The 16431-nt window shown below is 64.3% G+C and carries 16 protein-coding genes; 10 read left to right on the top strand and 6 right to left on the bottom strand.

Annotated features, from left to right (window positions below):
- Positions 1 to 63: 63 nt before the first annotated feature.
- The 6 genes from hemF to JGZ97_RS01130 all read right to left on the bottom strand — a co-directional run bounded on the left by hemF (position 64) and on the right by JGZ97_RS01130 (position 5475).
- Complete coding sequence (gene hemF / locus JGZ97_RS01155; RefSeq protein ID WP_207060758.1) at positions 64 to 969, bottom strand: oxygen-dependent coproporphyrinogen oxidase; 906 nt, start codon at positions 967 to 969, stop codon at positions 64 to 66.
- Positions 970 to 982: 13 nt separating this feature from the next.
- Positions 983 to 1570: an L-threonylcarbamoyladenylate synthase gene (locus JGZ97_RS01150; RefSeq protein ID WP_207060757.1), complete on the bottom strand. Its 588-nt coding sequence runs from the start codon at positions 1568 to 1570 to the stop codon at positions 983 to 985.
- Entirely contained in the window at positions 1563 to 2651 is a 1089-nt protein-coding gene (locus JGZ97_RS01145; protein WP_207060756.1) for a 5-(carboxyamino)imidazole ribonucleotide synthase, read from the bottom strand. Before JGZ97_RS01145 ends, JGZ97_RS01150 begins: the two co-directional genes overlap by 8 nt.
- Positions 2648 to 3145 (bottom strand): 5-(carboxyamino)imidazole ribonucleotide mutase, encoded by a 498-nt coding sequence (gene purE, locus JGZ97_RS01140; protein ID WP_207060755.1) that lies wholly within the window; start codon positions 3143 to 3145, stop codon positions 2648 to 2650. The genes JGZ97_RS01145 and purE overlap by 4 nt, the downstream gene beginning before the upstream one ends.
- 149 nt (positions 3146 to 3294) lie before the next feature.
- On the bottom strand, positions 3295 to 4410 hold the full coding sequence (dprA, locus tag JGZ97_RS01135) for a DNA-processing protein DprA (protein ID WP_207060754.1): 1116 nt from the start codon (positions 4408 to 4410) through the stop codon (positions 3295 to 3297).
- Positions 4411 to 4449: 39 nt separating this feature from the next.
- A complete protein-coding gene (locus JGZ97_RS01130; RefSeq protein ID WP_207060753.1) occupies positions 4450 to 5475 on the bottom strand; it encodes a LysM peptidoglycan-binding domain-containing protein in 1026 nt (341 codons plus the stop codon).
- A 160-nt stretch (positions 5476 to 5635) separates the two neighbouring features.
- Between JGZ97_RS01130 and def the strand changes: the two genes are divergently transcribed.
- From def to gmhB, 10 genes are all read left to right on the top strand, one after another.
- Positions 5636 to 6151 (top strand): peptide deformylase, encoded by a 516-nt coding sequence (gene def, locus JGZ97_RS01125; protein WP_207060752.1) that lies wholly within the window; start codon positions 5636 to 5638, stop codon positions 6149 to 6151.
- 59 nt (positions 6152 to 6210) lie between these two features.
- Positions 6211 to 7173 (top strand): methionyl-tRNA formyltransferase, encoded by a 963-nt coding sequence (gene fmt / locus JGZ97_RS01120; protein WP_207060751.1) that lies wholly within the window; start codon positions 6211 to 6213, stop codon positions 7171 to 7173.
- A complete protein-coding gene (gene rsmB / locus JGZ97_RS01115; RefSeq protein ID WP_207060750.1) occupies positions 7170 to 8474 on the top strand; it encodes a 16S rRNA (cytosine(967)-C(5))-methyltransferase RsmB in 1305 nt (434 codons plus the stop codon). The genes fmt and rsmB overlap by 4 nt, the downstream gene beginning before the upstream one ends.
- A gap of 4 nt (positions 8475 to 8478) precedes the next feature.
- Positions 8479 to 9855, top strand: coding sequence for a Trk system potassium transporter TrkA (trkA, locus tag JGZ97_RS01110; protein ID WP_207060749.1), 1377 nt, complete (start codon positions 8479 to 8481; stop codon positions 9853 to 9855).
- Positions 9856 to 9869: 14 nt separating this feature from the next.
- On the top strand, positions 9870 to 11318 hold the full coding sequence (locus JGZ97_RS01105) for a TrkH family potassium uptake protein (protein ID WP_207060748.1): 1449 nt from the start codon (positions 9870 to 9872) through the stop codon (positions 11316 to 11318).
- A 70-nt stretch (positions 11319 to 11388) separates the two neighbouring features.
- A complete protein-coding gene (gene ybaK, locus JGZ97_RS01100; RefSeq protein ID WP_207060747.1) occupies positions 11389 to 11865 on the top strand; it encodes a Cys-tRNA(Pro) deacylase in 477 nt (158 codons plus the stop codon).
- Positions 11866 to 11878: 13 nt separating this feature from the next.
- Positions 11879 to 12436: a bifunctional 2-polyprenyl-6-hydroxyphenol methylase/3-demethylubiquinol 3-O-methyltransferase UbiG gene (locus JGZ97_RS01095; RefSeq protein WP_207060746.1), complete on the top strand. Its 558-nt coding sequence runs from the start codon at positions 11879 to 11881 to the stop codon at positions 12434 to 12436.
- A 149-nt stretch (positions 12437 to 12585) separates the two neighbouring features.
- A complete protein-coding gene (glyQ, locus tag JGZ97_RS01090; RefSeq protein WP_207060745.1) occupies positions 12586 to 13536 on the top strand; it encodes a glycine--tRNA ligase subunit alpha in 951 nt (316 codons plus the stop codon).
- Positions 13536 to 15584, top strand: coding sequence for a glycine--tRNA ligase subunit beta (gene glyS, locus JGZ97_RS01085; RefSeq protein WP_207060744.1), 2049 nt, complete (start codon positions 13536 to 13538; stop codon positions 15582 to 15584). Before glyQ ends, glyS begins: the two co-directional genes overlap by 1 nt.
- Before the next feature lie 246 nt (positions 15585 to 15830).
- On the top strand, positions 15831 to 16367 hold the full coding sequence (gmhB, locus tag JGZ97_RS01080) for a D-glycero-beta-D-manno-heptose 1,7-bisphosphate 7-phosphatase (RefSeq protein WP_207060743.1): 537 nt from the start codon (positions 15831 to 15833) through the stop codon (positions 16365 to 16367).
- Positions 16368 to 16431: the final 64 nt, after the last annotated feature.

The following is a 16431-nucleotide window of genomic DNA, read 5'->3' as shown; positions in this document are numbered from 1 at the left end:
CCTTTCACGTGCGGTTGAGGCGCGGGCCTGGGCTCAGCGGCTCACACCTCAAAGTCGCTGTCTCTATGCCCAGTCCCGGGGTTTTAGGTAGCGCTCGTACAGTTCGGCTTCGGGGGTGCCGGGCTCGGGGTGCCAGTTGTATTCCCAGCGCACCTCGGGAGGTAGCGACATCAGGATCGACTCCGTGCGTCCCCCGGACTGCAGGCCAAAAAGGGTACCCCGGTCCCAGACCAGGTTGAACTCCACGTAACGCCCGCGCCGGTAGCGCTGAAACTGCTTCTCCCGCTCGCCATAGGGGGTGTCCGCGCGGCGTTCGACCAACGGCGCGTAGCCCTGCAGGTAGGTCTCCCCCACATCCCGGACAAAGGCAAAGCAACTTTCAAAGTCGGGCGTATTAAGGTCATCGAAGAAGATGCCGCCGACTCCGCGGGGCTCGTCCCGGTGCTTGAGGTAGAAATAGCGGTCGCACCAGGCCTTATATTCGGCGTAGCGCTCAGGGCCAAAGCGGTCGCAGACGGCCTTGGCGGCCCGGTGCCAGTCACGGCAATCTTCGTCGAAGCCATAACAGGGGGTCAGGTCGAAACCGCCCCCGAACCACCAGATGGGCGCCTCGCCTTCCTTCTCGGCAACGAAAAACCGCACGTTGGCGTGGGAGGTCGGCACGTAAGGGTTGTGGGGGTGCATCACCAGGGAAACGCCGACCGCCTGGTAATGACGTCCTGCCAATTCGGGCCGGTGGGCGGTGGCGGAGGCGGGCATGGAATCGCCACGAACGTGAGAGAAGTTGACCCCGCCTTTCTCAAAGCGAGCGCCGTCGGTCATGATCCGTGAACGACCACCGCCCCCTTCCGGGCGGATCCACCGATCCTCCGCAAAACGTCCATTGCCATCCAGGGCCTCAAGCCCCTCGCAGATGCGCTCTTGCAGGCTTTCCATAGAGGCGATGACCGCCGCGATATTTACCGCCATTGAACTCTCCGGGTCAGTGTCTGAGGGTATCCAAGGTGCGCAGATCTCGAATTTCGCTGGGCCGCTCGCGCCCCCCCAGCGCCCCCGGTAACAGGTAGTCCAGACCCGGGCCCAGCGCCAGACGTACCTCACGCGGAGTGCGCCCCGGCGGATGGCCGGCCCGATTGGCCGAGGTGGACACCAGGGGGCCGCCAAACGCGCGACAGAGTTCGGCCACCAGGGGGTGATCACTCACCCGTACCGCGACCGTAGGGTGCCCCCCCTTGATCCATGCCGGGACCCAGTCCTGCGGGTCGGGTAGCAGCCAGGTCACCGGGCCCGGCCAGCTGGCCGCCAGGTGTTGCGCCTGGGCCGGGGTCAGCTCATTCAACAGCGGTGCGATCTGGCTGCGGTCGGCGGCGATCAGGATAACCCCCTTCTCGGGCGGGCGGCGCTTGAGCGCCAGCAGGCGACGAAAAGCGGCCTCGTTCCACGGATCACACCCTAGCCCCCACACCGCCTCGGTGGGGTAGGCGATCACCCCCCCGGCCTGCAATGCCCGGGTAGCCTGCTTCAGGCGCCAGCGGTCAACGCCTCGGCCTCGGGTGCCTCCTTTAACCATCCTGGAGAAGGGCCTCCGCGGCGGCAATCCGCTCGGCCAGCGCCTCCGGTGAGCCGGCCCGCAGGGTCACGTGCCCCACTTTACGTCCGGTCCGGGCCTCTTTCTGGTAATCATGCAGGTGGGCGCCGGGAATGGCCAGCACCGCCTCGGCAGCGGGTACCCGGCCAATGAAGTTGACCATGGCGCTCTCACCCACCGGGTCGGTCGCCCCCAGCGGCAGATCCAGCACCGCCCGCAGGTGGTTTTCAAACTGGCTGGTTTCAGCGCCTTCGATGGTCCAGTGCCCGGAGTTATGCACCCTTGGCGCGATCTCGTTGGCCAGCAGTTGCCCGTCCATCTCGAACAGCTCCAGGGTCAGCACCCCGACATAGTCGAGCGCTTCGGCAATCTTGCGGAGACAAGCCTGAGCCTCTTCCTGCATGGGATCCGAGGCGCGACAAACCGCAAGGTGCAGAATACCGTCGCGGTGTGTGTTCTCCGATATGGGGTAGAAACACATGGCGCCATCTCGGGTACGCACCCCGATAATCGAGATTTCACGGCTGTAGTTCACAAAGCCTTCCAGGATCAGGGGCACGCCGCCGAGGCGTTCCCAGGCCGGCTCCAGATCAGCGGCGGTGCGCAGCACCGCTTGTCCCTTGCCGTCATAGCCTTCGGTACGGGTTTTGAGCACCGCCGGCAGCCCTACGTCAGCAACGGCCAAGCGCAGGCCCTCCAGGCTGTCCACAGCGGCAAAGGGGGCGACGCCAATTCCGAGATCACGAAACAGGTTTTTTTCCCGCAGGCGATCCTGGGCGGTGCCCAGGGCCCCGGCCGGGGGGTAGGCGGGAAGCTTCGCTGCCAGCCGCTCGACGCTGGCCGCCGGCACATTCTCGAACTCGAAGGTCACCACCTCGGCCCAGTCTGCCAGCTCATCCAACGCCTCGGGATCACCGTAGCCGGCGCGGATGCCGGTCGATATGTCGCCGGCACAGGCGCTGGAAGAAGGATCCAGAAAACGTACCTCAAGCCCCAGGGGCGGTGCAGCCAGCGCCATCATCCGTGCCAGCTGCCCCCCCCCGATAATGCCCAGCCGCTTCATGCGTCACCATCCCTCGGATCGGGGTTGGCCAGCACCTTCTCCGTCTGCTCGTTTCGAAACGCGTTCAGGGCGCTGCGTATTTGCGGGTACTTGTTGCCCAGCATGGCGGCGGCAAGCAGGGCGGCGTTGGCGGCACCCGCCTTGCCGATGGAGAGAGTGCCCACGGGAATACCCGCCGGCATCTGCACGATTGAGAGCAGCGAGTCCATGCCGTTAAGCGCGCGAGACTGAACCGGAACGCCCAGTACCGGCAGCACGGTTTTGGAAGCGGCCATACCCGGCAGGTGGGCAGCCCCGCCAGCCCCGGCGATGATCACTTCCAGGCCGCGGGACTCGGCGTTCTGAGCGTATTCAAACAGTTTTTCGGGCGTCCGATGGGCCGATACGACCTCCACCTCGTGGGAGACACCGAGCTTTTCCAGAATCGTTACCGCCTCGCTCATGGTTTCCCAGTCGGAACGCGAGCCCATGATGACTCCAACCAGCGCACCCATGTTTCTCTCCTCAACTGCTTCAGCTTAAATGGAATAAAGACTCCACACCGAGCCGCTCCGGCCCGCGCGGAAAAAGCGTCCATTATCGCCCAGATAAAAGAGTAGAGCCAGTCGCTCAGCCGTCCTGTCGAAGACGTACGTCCCCAAACCTAGCGCCGTTGATAGCCCCCTGCGACCGCGGTAACCCGTCCTGCCAGCTCCAGGGCCAGCAGCTCGCTCTGCACCACACCCGCGCTCAGACCGCTGCGCTCGACCACCCGGTCCAGGGGAGTGGTGTCGTAACCGCAGGCCGCCAACACCCGCGCCGCGCCGCTTTCCAGCGGCTCCTCTTCCTGACCCGTGGGATCTCCTCCGGCGTCCTCCCTCGCATTAAACGGCAGCTGCGGTGCCACCTCTTCGAGAATGTGGTCCACCGTCTCCACCAGCTTGGCCCCCTGGCGAATCAGTCGATGACAGCCCCGGGCCGCCGGATTGTGGATTGAGCCGGGCATGGCGAACACCTCTCGTCCCTGCTCCAGCGCCAACCTGGCAGTGATCAAGGAGCCAGACTCCTGTGCTGCCTCAATCACCAGCACGCCCAGGCTCAAGCCACTGATAATGCGGTTACGGCGGGGAAAATTCTGCGCCCTGGGCGGGCTTTGCAGGGGCAGTTCAGAGACGAGGGCGCCGCCAGCGGCCACAATCGACTCAGCGAGACTCCGATGGCGGGCCGGGTACGGCCGATCACAGCCCGAGCCCAGCACGCCAAGCGTCACCCCCAACCCCTCCAGCGCGCCCCGGTGCGCCTCGCCGTCGATCCCCAGCGCCAAACCGCTGGTGACGACGAAGCCGGCCTGCGACAGGGCGCGACCGAAATCCCGCGCAGCCTCCAGACCGCTGATCGTGGCATGACGACTGCCCACCAGCGCCAACTGGGGCTGAACCAGCACCTCCGGATCACCGGCGACGTAAAGACAGGGAGGCGGATCCGGAATATTCCAGAGACGGGAGGGGTAGCGGGGATCGTCGGGGCAGAGAAGGTGATGATCGGGCGCCGCCAGCCAGTCGTGAAGTGCGATACGCTCCGTCTCGGGCAGGGGCTGCTGGGCGGCTATCGCCACCCGTGCCGCCACCGCAGGCCGCAGGCCCAGGGCCTGCAACTGGCTCGGCGGGGCTGCGAGGACCGCTTGCGGCGAACCCAGGGTTTCGCGCAGCTGCTTGAGCGCCCGGGGGCCAAGGCCCGAAACCCGGCTCAGGCGCAACCAGGCACTTACATGCTCATCCATGGGCGGTCATCCTTGAACGCCATCTCGTGTTGGTTGGTTTTAGCGGGCGCTGCGCACCTCATCCAGGACGGACAGGGTATTTTGCGCCTCCATGACCAGGGCGTAGCTGACCTTTTCAAAGACGTTGAACACCATGACCACCCCGCCGCGCTCCTTGGGCAGCGTCAGCATCTCTCCGGTGACCGGATCCTTGATGATTTCGCCCTGCTTGTAGACGTGGAATACGTGTCCCGGCTCCAGCCCTTCGCGCTGGCCCAGGTTGATCGCCACCACGTCGAACTGACCGATCTTGGCGACGCCACGCAGCACGGAGAGAATCTTGCCGCTCAGCTCTGTGGCCGGCGCGCTGGGATAGAACACAGACTGGACCACCTGCTCCTGGGTCGGCAGCACGCGATCGAGGACCCGTACCTCTTCGCTGGTACGCTTGAGTTCAAGGGTGAGAATATCGTCCTTGGTGTTGACCAGGTAACCGCCGCCGATGGACTGGGACTCATAGCCCAGCACTTCGCCGGTGTCGGGATCAGTGTAGGTGCGGGCCGGGCGGTAGACGCCGAAGTAGTTCTGCTCATCGTCAGGCAGATCGCCCCGGGCGTAAACGCGATCGCCGGCGCCGGCGATGATGCTCTCATTGACCCCGCCGATCACGTAGGGCGCCTTGTCCAGCAGGTTCTCGGACAGCACCAGGTTGTCGGAGAGGAAACTCTTGATGTCCTGCAGGGGGATGGCGGGGATTGCCTGCTCCAGCGAGGAAGTACGAATTTCGGGCGAGAGCTTGCGGTCGCCCCGCTTGAGCCGCAGTTCCGGCTTGCCGTTCACGAACACCAGGTAAACGATATCCCCGGGATAGATGAGGTGCGGGTTATCAATCTGGGGGTTGACGGTCCAGACCTTGGGCCAGAGCCAGGGGCTTTCGAGAAAACGGGCGGAGATATCCCAGAGGGTGTCGCCCTTCACGACCACATACTGATCGGGGTAATCATCGGCCAGGTTGATCACATCGGCACGGGCCGGACCCCATCCAACCAGCAACAGCACTGCAAATCCGATCAGGAGCTTTCTCATGGGCAATTCCCTTAAAACGCGGGTAACAACGGGCCTGTAGGCCGCATGGTGCCTTATTCTTCCTATGGAATCGGCGGTTGTAAACAGTATAATAGGTCTATCGTTGAAATAAACAACGGCAAATCCCCTTCAATCCCTCCTTTAACGTCCTGTTTTATTTATGGCTTTACTCCCGATTTTAGAGTTCCCCGACCCCCGCCTGCGGACCCGGGCCGAACCCCTTGAAAGCGTCGATGAAAGTGTCGGCAAGCTGATCGACGACATGTTCGAAACCATGTACGACGCCCCGGGTATCGGCTTGGCCGCGACCCAGGTCAACGTCCACCGTCGCATCATCGTAATCGACATCAGCGAAGACAAGAGCGAGCCCCTGGTGCTGATCAATCCCGAGTTCGACGTGCTGGACGAGAGCCGGGAGGAGAGCCAGGAGGGCTGCCTGTCCGTGCCTGGCTTTTACGAGCCGGTCGAGCGCGCCAACCACATCCGCGTGCGGGCCCTGGATCGCGAGGGAAAACCCTTTGAGAAGGAAGCCGAGGGGCTGCTCGCCGTCTGCATTCAGCATGAAATCGACCACCTGGACGGCAAACTCTTCGTCGACTACCTGTCGCCGCTCAAGCGCAACCGCATTCGCAAAAAGCTTGAGAAGCTTCACCGCCAGGCCGGCCAGGCCTCCTGAACTGAGTCTCACACGGCAGGGCGTGACGTTAGCGCCCTGCCCTGATTAAACCGGATCCTATGGAAACAAAGCCGCTCCGCATCGTTTTTGCCGGTACCCCGGCCTTTGCCGCCGCCAGCCTGGACGCGCTGCTTAACACGCCACACCAGCTGGTCGGCGTCTATACCCAGCCCGACCGCCCTTCCGGGCGGGGCAAGAAACTGACACCCAGCGCCGTCAAACTGCGGGCCATTGAGGCGGGCCTGACGGTGTTCCAGCCGCAGAGCCTGAAAACCCCGGAGGCGCAAGCGGAACTGGCGGCGCTGGAGCCCGACCTGATGGTGGTGGTGGCTTACGGCCTGCTGCTTCCCAAGGCCGTGCTGGATATTCCCCGCCTGGGCTGCATCAACGTCCATGCCTCCCTGCTGCCCCGCTGGCGTGGCGCGGCGCCGATCGAGCGGGCCCTGCTGGCCGGCGACGAAGAGACCGGGATCACCATCATGCAGATGGACGAGGGGCTTGATACCGGCGACATGCTGCTCAAGAAGCGCTGCCCGATTGCCGCTGATGACACCAGTCACAAACTGCACGAGCGCCTGATGGGGCTGGGCGCCGAAGCCCTGGACGAGGCCCTGGAAAACATCGCTCTGGGACGCGCCGTGCCGGAACCCCAGGACGAGACCCGAGCCTGCTACGCCGCCAAGCTGACCAAGGCCGAAGGGGCGCTGGACTGGGCACTGCCCGCGGCGGAGCTCGACCGCCGCATCCGCGGCCTCAACCCGCGACCGGTGGCCTTCAGCGATCTGAACGGCGAGCGTGTGCGAATCTGGGATGCGTTCCTCACCAAAGAGTCCAGTGAGCGCCCCCCCGGGGAGCTGATTTGCGCCGAGAAGGAAGGCCTCAAGGTCGCGACCGGCAGCGGCGTGCTGGTGATCACCCGCATGCAGCTGCCGGGCAAGAAACAGTTACCCGTGGCTGACCTGCTTAATGCCCGCCAGGACCTGTTCCGCGCCGGCAACCGCTTCGAAAGCGTAACCGCGTGAGCCAGCGGCTACAGGCGGCCCGCGTCCTGGCCCGCGTGCTCAAGCGCGAGGCCAGCCTCGCCAGCGCCCTGCCCCCGGTCCTGGCACGCCTCGAGCCGGCCCAGCGTCCGCTGGTGCAGGAGCTGTGTTACGGGACCTGCCGGTTTTTACCCCGGCTAGAGCGGCTCGCCAAGCAGCTGCTGAAAAAGCCGCTCAAACGCAAGGACCAGGACGTACAGGCACTGATCCTGCTGGGACTCTACCAGCTGGACTACATGCGGGTGCCGGCACACGCGGCCATCGGCGAGACCGTCCAGGCGGCGTTAAAACTCAAGAAACCCTGGGCCAAGGGGCTGATCAACGGCGTGCTGCGCAGCTTCCAGCGCGACCCCCAGTTAGCCGCCGCCCTCCAGGCCGATCCGGTATTTCATTTCGCCCACCCCGCCTGGCTTATCGAGCGCCTGGCCGGGGCCTGGGGTGAGCAGCATGCGGCCATCCTTGAGGCCAATAACCGCCAGGCCCCCCTCACCCTGCGCGTTAACCAGCAGCGCAGCGATCGGCCGAGCTACCTGGCCCGGCTCGAGCAGGCGGGCATCAAGGCCCGGCCCACCCCGTTCGCTCCCGAGGGGCTGACTCTTGATGAGGCCCAGGACGTGGAGCAGCTGCCGGGGTTTTCCGAGGGGGGAATCAGCGTTCAGGACGAGGCGGCCCAGCTGGCGGCTGGGCTGCTCGACCTGGGGCCCGGACAACGGGTGCTGGACGCCTGCGCGGCCCCCGGCGGCAAGACCGGCCATATTCTGGAATCTGAAGGTATGCTGAAGGCCTGCCTGGCGCTGGATGTCAGCGAGGAGCGGCTGCCGCGGATCGAGCAGAACCTCGACCGCCTGGGGCTGCGCGCCGACCTGAAGGCGGCCGACGCCAGCGACCGAGCGTGGTGGGACGGCGCGCCCTTCGACCGTATCCTGCTGGATGCGCCCTGCTCCGCTACGGGGGTAATTCGACGCAACCCGGACATTAAATACCTGCGCCAGGCAGACGATATCGCCCCGCTCGCCGTCCTGCAGGGAAAGCTGCTGGATAACCTCTGGCCCATGCTCAAACCGGGTGGAAGGCTGGTTTACGCCACCTGCTCGGTACTGCCCGAGGAGAACGAAAAGGTTGTGCAAGCCTTTCTGGCAAGGCATCCTCAGGCCCGTGAGTGCCCTGTCAAGGCCGAGTGGGGGATGACACGCCCCGTCGGCCGACAGCTGTTTCCCCAGCCTCAGGGTCATGACGGCTTCTACTACGCGGTACTGGAAAAACCTTCCGGGTGTACAGACTAAACCTATGAAAATCATTATTCTCGGTGCCGGCCAGGTGGGCGCGACCCTGGCGGAGAACCTCGCCAACGAAGCCAATGACATCACCGTGGTGGACACCGACTTCAGCCGCCTGCGGGAACTGCAGGACCGGCTGGATATCCGCACGGTAGAGGGACAGGGCTCCACCCCCTCGATCCTGGCCCAGGCCGGCGCCGAGGACGCCGACATGCTGATCGCGGTGACCAACTCCGACGCGGTCAACATGATCGCCTGCCAGGTCGCTTACACCATTTTCCATACCCCGACCCGGATCGGCCGGGTGCGCGGGCACGACTACCTGGCGGACAAGGACAAGCTGTTCTCCGACAAGGCCGTACCGATCAACGTGCTGATCAGCCCCGAGCAACTGGTGACCCGCCACGTGAAGCGGCTGATTCAGCACCCCGGCGCCTTGCAGGTGCTCGATTTTGCCGAGGGCCAGGCCCAGCTGGTCGCGGTCAGAGCGTACTACGGAGGCCCCCTGGTGGGTCACGAGATCGCCTACCTGCGGGCCCACATGCCGGCGGTGGACACCCGGGTCGCAGCTATCTTCCGCCGTGACCGTCCCATCATTCCCCAGGGCGACACCGTCATCGAGGCCGACGACGAGGTCTTCTTTATCGCCGCCCGCAAGGATATCCGCGCGGTGATGAGCGAGCTGCGCCGCTTGGACCACCCCTACAAACGCATCATCATCGCCGGCGGCGGCAATATCGGCGCCAACCTGGCCCGCAGCCTGGAGCGGGACTACCAGGTCAAAATCATCGAGCGCAATATCAAGCGCTGCAACCAGCTCGCCAACAACCTCGATCGCACCATCGTGCTGCAGGGCAGCGCTTCTGACCAGGAGCTGCTGCTGGAAGAGAATATCGAAGGCACCGACGTGTTCTGTGCTCTCACCAACGACGACGAGGCCAATATCATGGCCTCCATGCTGGCCAAGCGACTCGGCGCCCGCACCGTGATGACCCTGATCAACAACCCGGCCTACGTGGACCTGGTGCAGGGCGGCGTGATCGACATCGCCATCTCCCCGCAGCAGGCCACCATCGGCAGCCTGCTTACCCATGTAAGGCGAGGAGACGTAGTAAATGTTCACTCACTTCGCAGAGGAGCGGCCGAAGCCATGGAGGCGATCGCCCACGGCGACCGCCGCTCGTCCAAAGTGGTAGGCCGCGCTATCGAGGAGATCGACCTGCCGCCGGGCACCACCATCGGCGCCATCGTGCGCAACGATCAGGTACTGATCGCCCACGATGACGTGGTGGTGGAGAACGGCGACCATGTCATCCTCTTCCTTGTGGACAAGCGCCGCATCACCGAGGTGGAGCAGCTGTTCCAGGTCGGATTGACCTTCTTCTAAACGCGAGGCGGAGCATGCATTTTCGAGTCATCCTGCGCATTCTCGGCATTCTGCTGATGCTGTTCAGCTTCAGCATGCTCCCTCCGGTGCTGATCTCCTGGCTCTACCAGGACGGCGCTCACCTGCCGTTTCTCATCGCCTTCGGCATCACCCTGATCACCGGCTTTTTGATGTGGGTCCCGGTTTACCGGGTGCGCCAGGACCTTAGAACCCGCGACGGCTTTCTGATCACCGTGCTGTTCTGGACAGTACTGGGCCTGTTCGGCTCCATCCCCCTGCTGCTCTCCCAGGAACCGCATCTGAGCGTCGTGGATGCGGTCTTTGAGTCCCTGTCCGGGCTGACCACCACCGGGGCCACGGTCATCACCGGCATCGATGCCCTGCCCAAGTCGATCCTCTGGTACCGGCAGCAGCTGCAGTGGTTCGGCGGCATGGGGATCATCGTGCTGGCGGTGGCGATTCTCCCCATGCTCGGTATCGGTGGCATGCAGCTCTACCGGGCGGAAACCCCCGGGCCGGTCAAGGACTCCAAGCTGACGCCGCGCATCACCGAGACCGCCAAGGCGCTCTGGTACATCTACCTGTCCCTCACAATACTGTGTGCGCTGGGCTACTGGTTGGCCGGCATGAGTCTGTTCGACGCCGTGGCGCACGCCTTCTCCACCGTCGCCATCGGCGGCTTCTCCACCCACGACGCCAGTATCGGCTACTTTGACAACGCCCTGATCGAGACCGTCGCGGTGTTCTTCATGGTGATCTCGGCGGTCAATTTTGCCCTCCACTTCGGTGCCTGGCGGGTGCGTAGCCTCCGCACCTACTGGCAAGACCCGGAGTTCAAGTTCTACCTGGGGATCCTCGGCGTCACCACGCTTTTCACCACCGTGGTCCTGGAGCTGACCGGCACCTTTGCCGGGACCGAGGCCTTTCGCAAGGCGATATTCGAGGTGGTCTCCATCGCCACCACCACCGGCTACGCCACCGCCGACTTTTCCCAGTGGCCCACCATGCTGCCCTTTATGCTCTTCATCGCCGCCTTTGCCGGAGGCTGCGCTGGCTCCACCGGCGGCGGCATGAAAGTCATCCGCATCCTGATTATCCTCAAGCAGGGGCTGCGGGAGGTGAAGCGACTGATGCACCCCAACGCAGTTATTCCCATTAAAGTCGGCAACCGCCCCATCTCCGATCGCGTTGCCGAGGCCGTCTGGGGCTTCTTCTCCGTCTACCTGATCGTGTTCGTGATCATGCTGATCGCCCTGCTCGGCACCGGGCTGGACCAGGTGACCGCCTGGACCGCGGTCGGCGCTACGCTCAACAACCTGGGACCGGGACTCGGTGAAGTAGCCGGCCATTACGGCGACCTCAACGACACCGCCAAGTGGATCCTCTGCTTCTCGATGCTGCTGGGACGCCTCGAGGTGTTCACCCTGCTGGTGCTTTTTACCCCCGTGTTCTGGAAGCGCTGATGACTCTGTTGCAGGGGGCTCCGATGGACCTGCTTCAGGCGGCGCCGATGGCTCTTTTCCGGAGGTGCCGATGACACCCGCCGTCAACCTGCTGAAAAAAGCCCGCGTGGCCTTCCAGGTCCACCAGTACCACCACGAGCCCGGTGTCGACTCTTACGGTGCCGAAGCAGCCCGGGAGCTGGGCGTCGACCCGAGCCGGGTCTTTAAGACCCTGCTGGTAGCGCTGGACAACAGCCCCAAACAACTCGCGGTTGCCATCGTGCCGGTGGACGGCACCCTGAACCTCAAGGCCGTCGGAGAGGCCTTGAAGTGCAAAAAAGTCGCCATGGCCGACGCCCTCGAGGCCCAGCGGGCCACCGGCTACCTGGTGGGCGGTATCAGCCCCCTGGGGCAGAAAAAACGCCTGCCGACCCTGATCGACAGCAGCGCCGAACAGCTCGAAAGCCTCTTCATCAGCGGCGGTAAGCGGGGGCTGGATATCGAGCTGGCGCCCAGCGATCTCGCTCGACTGACCGGCGCACGGTTCGCCCCCATTGGCCGTGGCTGAGCACCCCCGCCAAATGCGCTGGGACCGGCGCTATCAGGAGGCCGAGGCACCCAACAGCCCGGCCCGGGTGCTGGTGTGCAACCTCCACCTGCTTCCGCCCAAGGGAGATGCCCTGGAGCTGGCCTGCGGGCTCGGTGGCAACGCCCTGGCCCTGGCCCGCCATGGCCTCAGCACCCAGGCCTGGGACCTGTCGCCGGTGGCGGTGGACAAGGTCAACGCCTTCGCCGCTGCCGAAGGCCTTCCCCTGGCAGCCCGCGTCGTCGACCTGGAAGCCAGCCCCCTCCCCTCCGGCGCCTTCGACGTAATCTGTGTCAGCCGCTACCTGGAGCGCGCCCTCTGCCCGGCGATTGTCGAAGCCCTGCGGCCCGGCGGGCTGCTGTTCTACCAGACCTTTACCCGCCAGCGACTCGGCACCAGCGGACCGGACAACCCGGCCTTTCGCCTCGCACCGGGCGAGCTGCTGCGGCTTTTCGCGGCCCTTGAGCCGCTTGTGTACCGGGAGGATCGAGACTGCGGCGATACCACCCAGGGACTGCGCGACGAAGCCTACCTGGTTGCCCGACGCCCCTGACGGCGCGCTCCGTTTCACCACTTTTCCACGCTATTTCACAGCTTATCCACAGGGCGACCTTGGTCGTCCTGCGGCCGCAACCCCGGGGGAATCATGTATAATGCGCGGTTTCCCAACAGCCCTACAAACGACCATAGATGGTGAATTAAGTGAGTGACCAGTTAACCGCAGACGTCAGTACCTTCCAGGGTCTGATTCTCGCCCTTCAGCAATACTGGGCCAACCAGGGTTGCGTCATCGTGCAGCCGCTGGACATGGAGGTGGGCGCGGGCACCTTTCACCCGGCCACAACCCTGCGCGCGGTTGGCCCGGAGAGCTGGAACGCGGCCTATGTGCAGCCGTGCCGACGCCCCACCGACGGGCGCTACGGCGAGAACCCCAACCGTCTGCAGCACTACTACCAGTTCCAGGTGGTGATGAAGCCCTCCCCGGACAACATTCAGGAGCTCTACCTGGGCTCGCTTAAGGCCCTGGGTATCGACCCGGCCGTCCACGACATTCGCTTCGTCGAGGATAACTGGGAATCCCCCACCCTGGGCGCCTGGGGCCTGGGCTGGGAAGTCTGGCTCAACGGCATGGAGGTGACCCAGTTCACCTATTTCCAGCAGGTGGGCGGACTCGAGTGCTACCCCGTGACCGGCGAGATCACCTACGGCCTCGAACGGATCGCCATGTACCTGCAGGGGGTGGACAGCATCTACGACCTGGTCTGGACCGAAGGGCCCCAGGGCAAAGTCACCTACGGCGACGTTTTTCACCAGAACGAGGTGGAGATGTCCACCTACAACTTCGAAGAAGCGGACGTCGAATTCCTGTTCCAGTGCTTTGACAACTACGAGAAGGAGAGCCGGCGCCTGGTGGAAAAGAACCTGCCCCTGCCCGCCTACGAGATGGTGATGAAGGCCTCCCACACCTTCAACCTGCTGGATGCGCGCCACGCCATTTCCGTCACCGAACGCCAGCGCTACATCCTGCGGGTTCGCACCCTCGCCCGGGCGGTTTGCGAAACCTATTTTGAAGCCCGAAAAGCCGCCGGGTTCCCGCTCGCCAGCGAGGCCCTGAAGGCTGAAGTACTCGCTGCCCAAGGGGAGGAAAAGTAATGTCCCAGCGTGATTTTCTGGTCGAAATCGGCACCGAAGAGCTACCGCCCAAGGCGCTGAAATCCCTCTCCGAGGCCTTTGGCAACGGTATCCGCCAGGGGCTTGAAGAAGCCAACCTGGACTACGCCAGCGTCAAACTCTTTGCCAGCCCCCGACGTCTGGCCGTGCTGGTGGAGGGGCTCAGCGAAGCCCAGCCCGACCAGCAGATTGAGAAGCGCGGCCCCTCGGTCAAGGCACCGGAGCAAGCCATCCTGGGTTTCGCCCGTTCCTGCGGCGTCACGCCCACCGAGCTGGAAACCCTGAGCACCCCCAAGGGCGATTACTTCCTGTTCCGCAGCGAGCAGCCCGGCCAATCCAGCCAGGCCCTGCTGCCGGAAATCGTCCGCCACAGCCTGGCGCGTTTGCCCATTCCCAAGCGCATGCGCTGGGGCGCGCGCCGGACCGAATTCGTACGCCCGGTCCACTGGGTGCTGATGCTGTTCGGTGACGAAGTGGTGGAGGCCGAGATCCTCGGCCGCCCCACCGGGCGCAAGACCTTCGGCCACCGTTTCCACTACAACAAGCCCATCGAGCTGATCGCCCCCGGTGACTACGAACGAGTCCTCGCCGAAGACGCCTACGTGATCGCCGACTTCGCCACGCGACGGGCCAACATCGAGGAGCAGGTTACCCTTGCTGCCCGGCAGCTGGACGGCGAGGCGGTCATTGATCCGGACCTGCTGGACGAGGTCACCGCGCTGGTTGAATGGCCCGTGGCCCTGGCCGGTCGCTTTGAAGAGCGCTTCCTGGCGGTGCCCGCCGAGGCGTTGGTCTCCTCCATGAAGGAGCACCAGAAGTATTTCCACGTGGTCGACGCCGAAGGGGCCATCAAGCCCTACTTTATTACCGTCTCCAATATCGAGAGCCAGGATCCGCAGCAAGTGATCGCCGGCAACGAGAAGGTGATCCGGCCCCGCCTCGCGGACGCCGCCTTCTTCTACGAGACCGACAAGAAGCGCAGCCTTGAGTCCCGTATCGAGCAGCTCAAGCCCATCGTATTCCAGGCCCAGCTCGGCACCGTCCACGATAAGGCGCAGCGTGTGGCCACTCTCGCCGCCGCCATCGCCGAACGCATCGACGGCAACCCGCAGTGGGCCGAGCGCGCCGGGCAACTGGCCAAGACCGACCTGGTCACCGAAATGGTGCTGGAGTTCACCGACCTGCAGGGGCTGATGGGTTACTACTACGCCCTCAACGACGGCGAGCCCGAAGAGGTGGCCAAGGCCCTGCTCGAGCAGTACCAACCCCGCTTCGCCGGCGACCAGCTCCCCACTACCCGCACCGGTAGCGCCCTGGCCATCGCCGATCGTCTGGATACGCTGGTAGGCCTGTTCGGCATCAACCAACCCCCCACCGGCAGCAAGGACCCCTTTGCCCTGCGCCGCGCGACCCTGGGCGTACTGCGGATCATCGTCGAGCAGCAGCTCGGCCTGGACCTGCGCGAGCTGCTCGCCCTGGCCGCCGACCAGCACCGGGAGCTGCCCGCCCGCGAGGGGCTAGAGGAGACCGTACTCAGCTTCATGCTGGAGCGGTTCCGCGCCTGGTACGCCGACGAGGGCGTGCCCGCCGAGGTGTTCCTGGCGGTCATGGCCAACCCCTCCAGCAAGCCCCTGGAGTTCGATAAGCGGGTCCAGGCGGTGAATCACTTCCGCACCCTGCCCGAGGCGGAGGCGCTGGCTGCCGCCAACAAGCGGGTCGCCAATATCCTCAGCAAGCAGCCGCAGCTGGACGGACAGAGCCCTGACAGCCGCCTGTTCCAGGAGGAGGCCGAGCGGGTACTGCACCAGGAGATCGAGGCTCTCAACGCCACCGTCGACGCCCTCGCCGAACAGGGTGAGTTCAAAGCGATCCTGGAGAGGCTCGCAAGCCTGCAGCCCACCGTCGACCGCTTCTTCGACGAGGTGATGGTCATGGCGGAGGATAGTGCCGTGCGGGACAACCGCATGCGCCTGCTCGACCAATTGCGCCAACGCTTCCTCAAGGTCGCGGACATCGCCCTACTGGGGTAAGCGGCAGGGAACTCGCTCCATACAGCCGGCGCTTCGCGCCGGTTTTTTTTGCCTACTCGTTGAGTAGCCTTCTTCCCTCCTCCCCCGCTCCACCGCGAGCGCTCCCCTTTATCGGTGGGTCGCTGCGATTCGCGCTTAGGCTAAGCAACTGTTGTCGACGGCGGCTAGCAAGACCATCGCTGCCCATGACATTCCGGTTGTGGCAGAATGGCTCGATCTTTTCTGGCCACCGATGTTTGATTGACCATGAACCAGCTGCTTATTCTCGACCGCGACGGCGTTATCAACGAAGACTCGGACCACTACGTAAAGAGTGTCGACGAATGGATTCCGATTCCCGGTAGCATCGAGGCGATTGCCCGCCTGTCGCAGGCCGGCTACCAGGTCGTTGTTGCGACCAATCAGTCAGGATTGGCCCGTGGCTATTTTCAACTCGACGACCTCGTCGCGATGCATGAAAAGATGAGCCGACTGGTCGAGGCTGCGGGCGGCAAACTGGAAGGCGTCTTTTACTGCCCGCATGGCCCAGACGACGGCTGTGATTGCCGCAAACCGGCGCCAGGCCTCATTGATCAGATCGAGCGGGCGCTGAACTGCTCGGCGAAGGATTCCTTTATCGTCGGCGACAGTCTGCGCGACTTGGAAGCCGGCCTGGCCAAGGGCTGCCGGCCGGTTCTGGTGAAGACGGGTAAGGGTAAACGAACCCTTGCCAAGGGCCTACCCTTCCCCGATGTTGCTGTCCACGAGAGCCTCACGGACTTCGTCGACCATCTACTCCGCTAGTCGGCGCGGTCACGGGGCGGGACCAATTGGGCTCATAGGTTTCACGTGAAACATGGCTTATCCA

This window comes from Motiliproteus sp. SC1-56 (assembly GCF_017309075.1).
Classification (GTDB): Bacteria; Pseudomonadota; Gammaproteobacteria; order Pseudomonadales; family Balneatricaceae; genus Motiliproteus.
The sequence above is the reverse complement of the archived record's forward strand: the minus strand, read 5'-3'. Positions and strand labels throughout refer to the sequence as shown.

What these genes read in the sequence shown, in the direction of transcription:
- dprA (WP_207060754.1), bottom strand. Translation starts at nt 4,410, where the DNA reads ATGGATGAGCATGTAAGTGCCTGGTTGCGCCTGAGCCGGGTTTCGGGC.
- hemF (WP_207060758.1), bottom strand. Translation starts at nt 969, where the DNA reads ATGGCGGTAAATATCGCGGCGGTCATCGCCTCTATGGAAAGCCTGCAA.
- JGZ97_RS01095 (WP_207060746.1), top strand. Translation starts at nt 11,879, where the DNA reads ATGCGCTGGGACCGGCGCTATCAGGAGGCCGAGGCACCCAACAGCCCG.
- JGZ97_RS01150 (WP_207060757.1), bottom strand. Translation starts at nt 1,570, where the DNA reads ATGGTTAAAGGAGGCACCCGAGGCCGAGGCGTTGACCGCTGGCGCCTG.
- fmt (WP_207060751.1), top strand. Translation starts at nt 6,211, where the DNA reads ATGGAAACAAAGCCGCTCCGCATCGTTTTTGCCGGTACCCCGGCCTTT.
- def (WP_207060752.1), top strand. Translation starts at nt 5,636, where the DNA reads ATGGCTTTACTCCCGATTTTAGAGTTCCCCGACCCCCGCCTGCGGACC.
- ybaK (WP_207060747.1), top strand. Translation starts at nt 11,389, where the DNA reads ATGACACCCGCCGTCAACCTGCTGAAAAAAGCCCGCGTGGCCTTCCAG.
- gmhB (WP_207060743.1), top strand. Translation starts at nt 15,831, where the DNA reads ATGAACCAGCTGCTTATTCTCGACCGCGACGGCGTTATCAACGAAGAC.
- purE (WP_207060755.1), bottom strand. Translation starts at nt 3,145, where the DNA reads ATGGGTGCGCTGGTTGGAGTCATCATGGGCTCGCGTTCCGACTGGGAA.
- JGZ97_RS01130 (WP_207060753.1), bottom strand. Translation starts at nt 5,475, where the DNA reads ATGAGAAAGCTCCTGATCGGATTTGCAGTGCTGTTGCTGGTTGGATGG.
- JGZ97_RS01105 (WP_207060748.1), top strand. Translation starts at nt 9,870, where the DNA reads ATGCATTTTCGAGTCATCCTGCGCATTCTCGGCATTCTGCTGATGCTG.
- trkA (WP_207060749.1), top strand. Translation starts at nt 8,479, where the DNA reads ATGAAAATCATTATTCTCGGTGCCGGCCAGGTGGGCGCGACCCTGGCG.
- JGZ97_RS01145 (WP_207060756.1), bottom strand. Translation starts at nt 2,651, where the DNA reads ATGAAGCGGCTGGGCATTATCGGGGGGGGGCAGCTGGCACGGATGATG.
- glyS (WP_207060744.1), top strand. Translation starts at nt 13,536, where the DNA reads ATGTCCCAGCGTGATTTTCTGGTCGAAATCGGCACCGAAGAGCTACCG.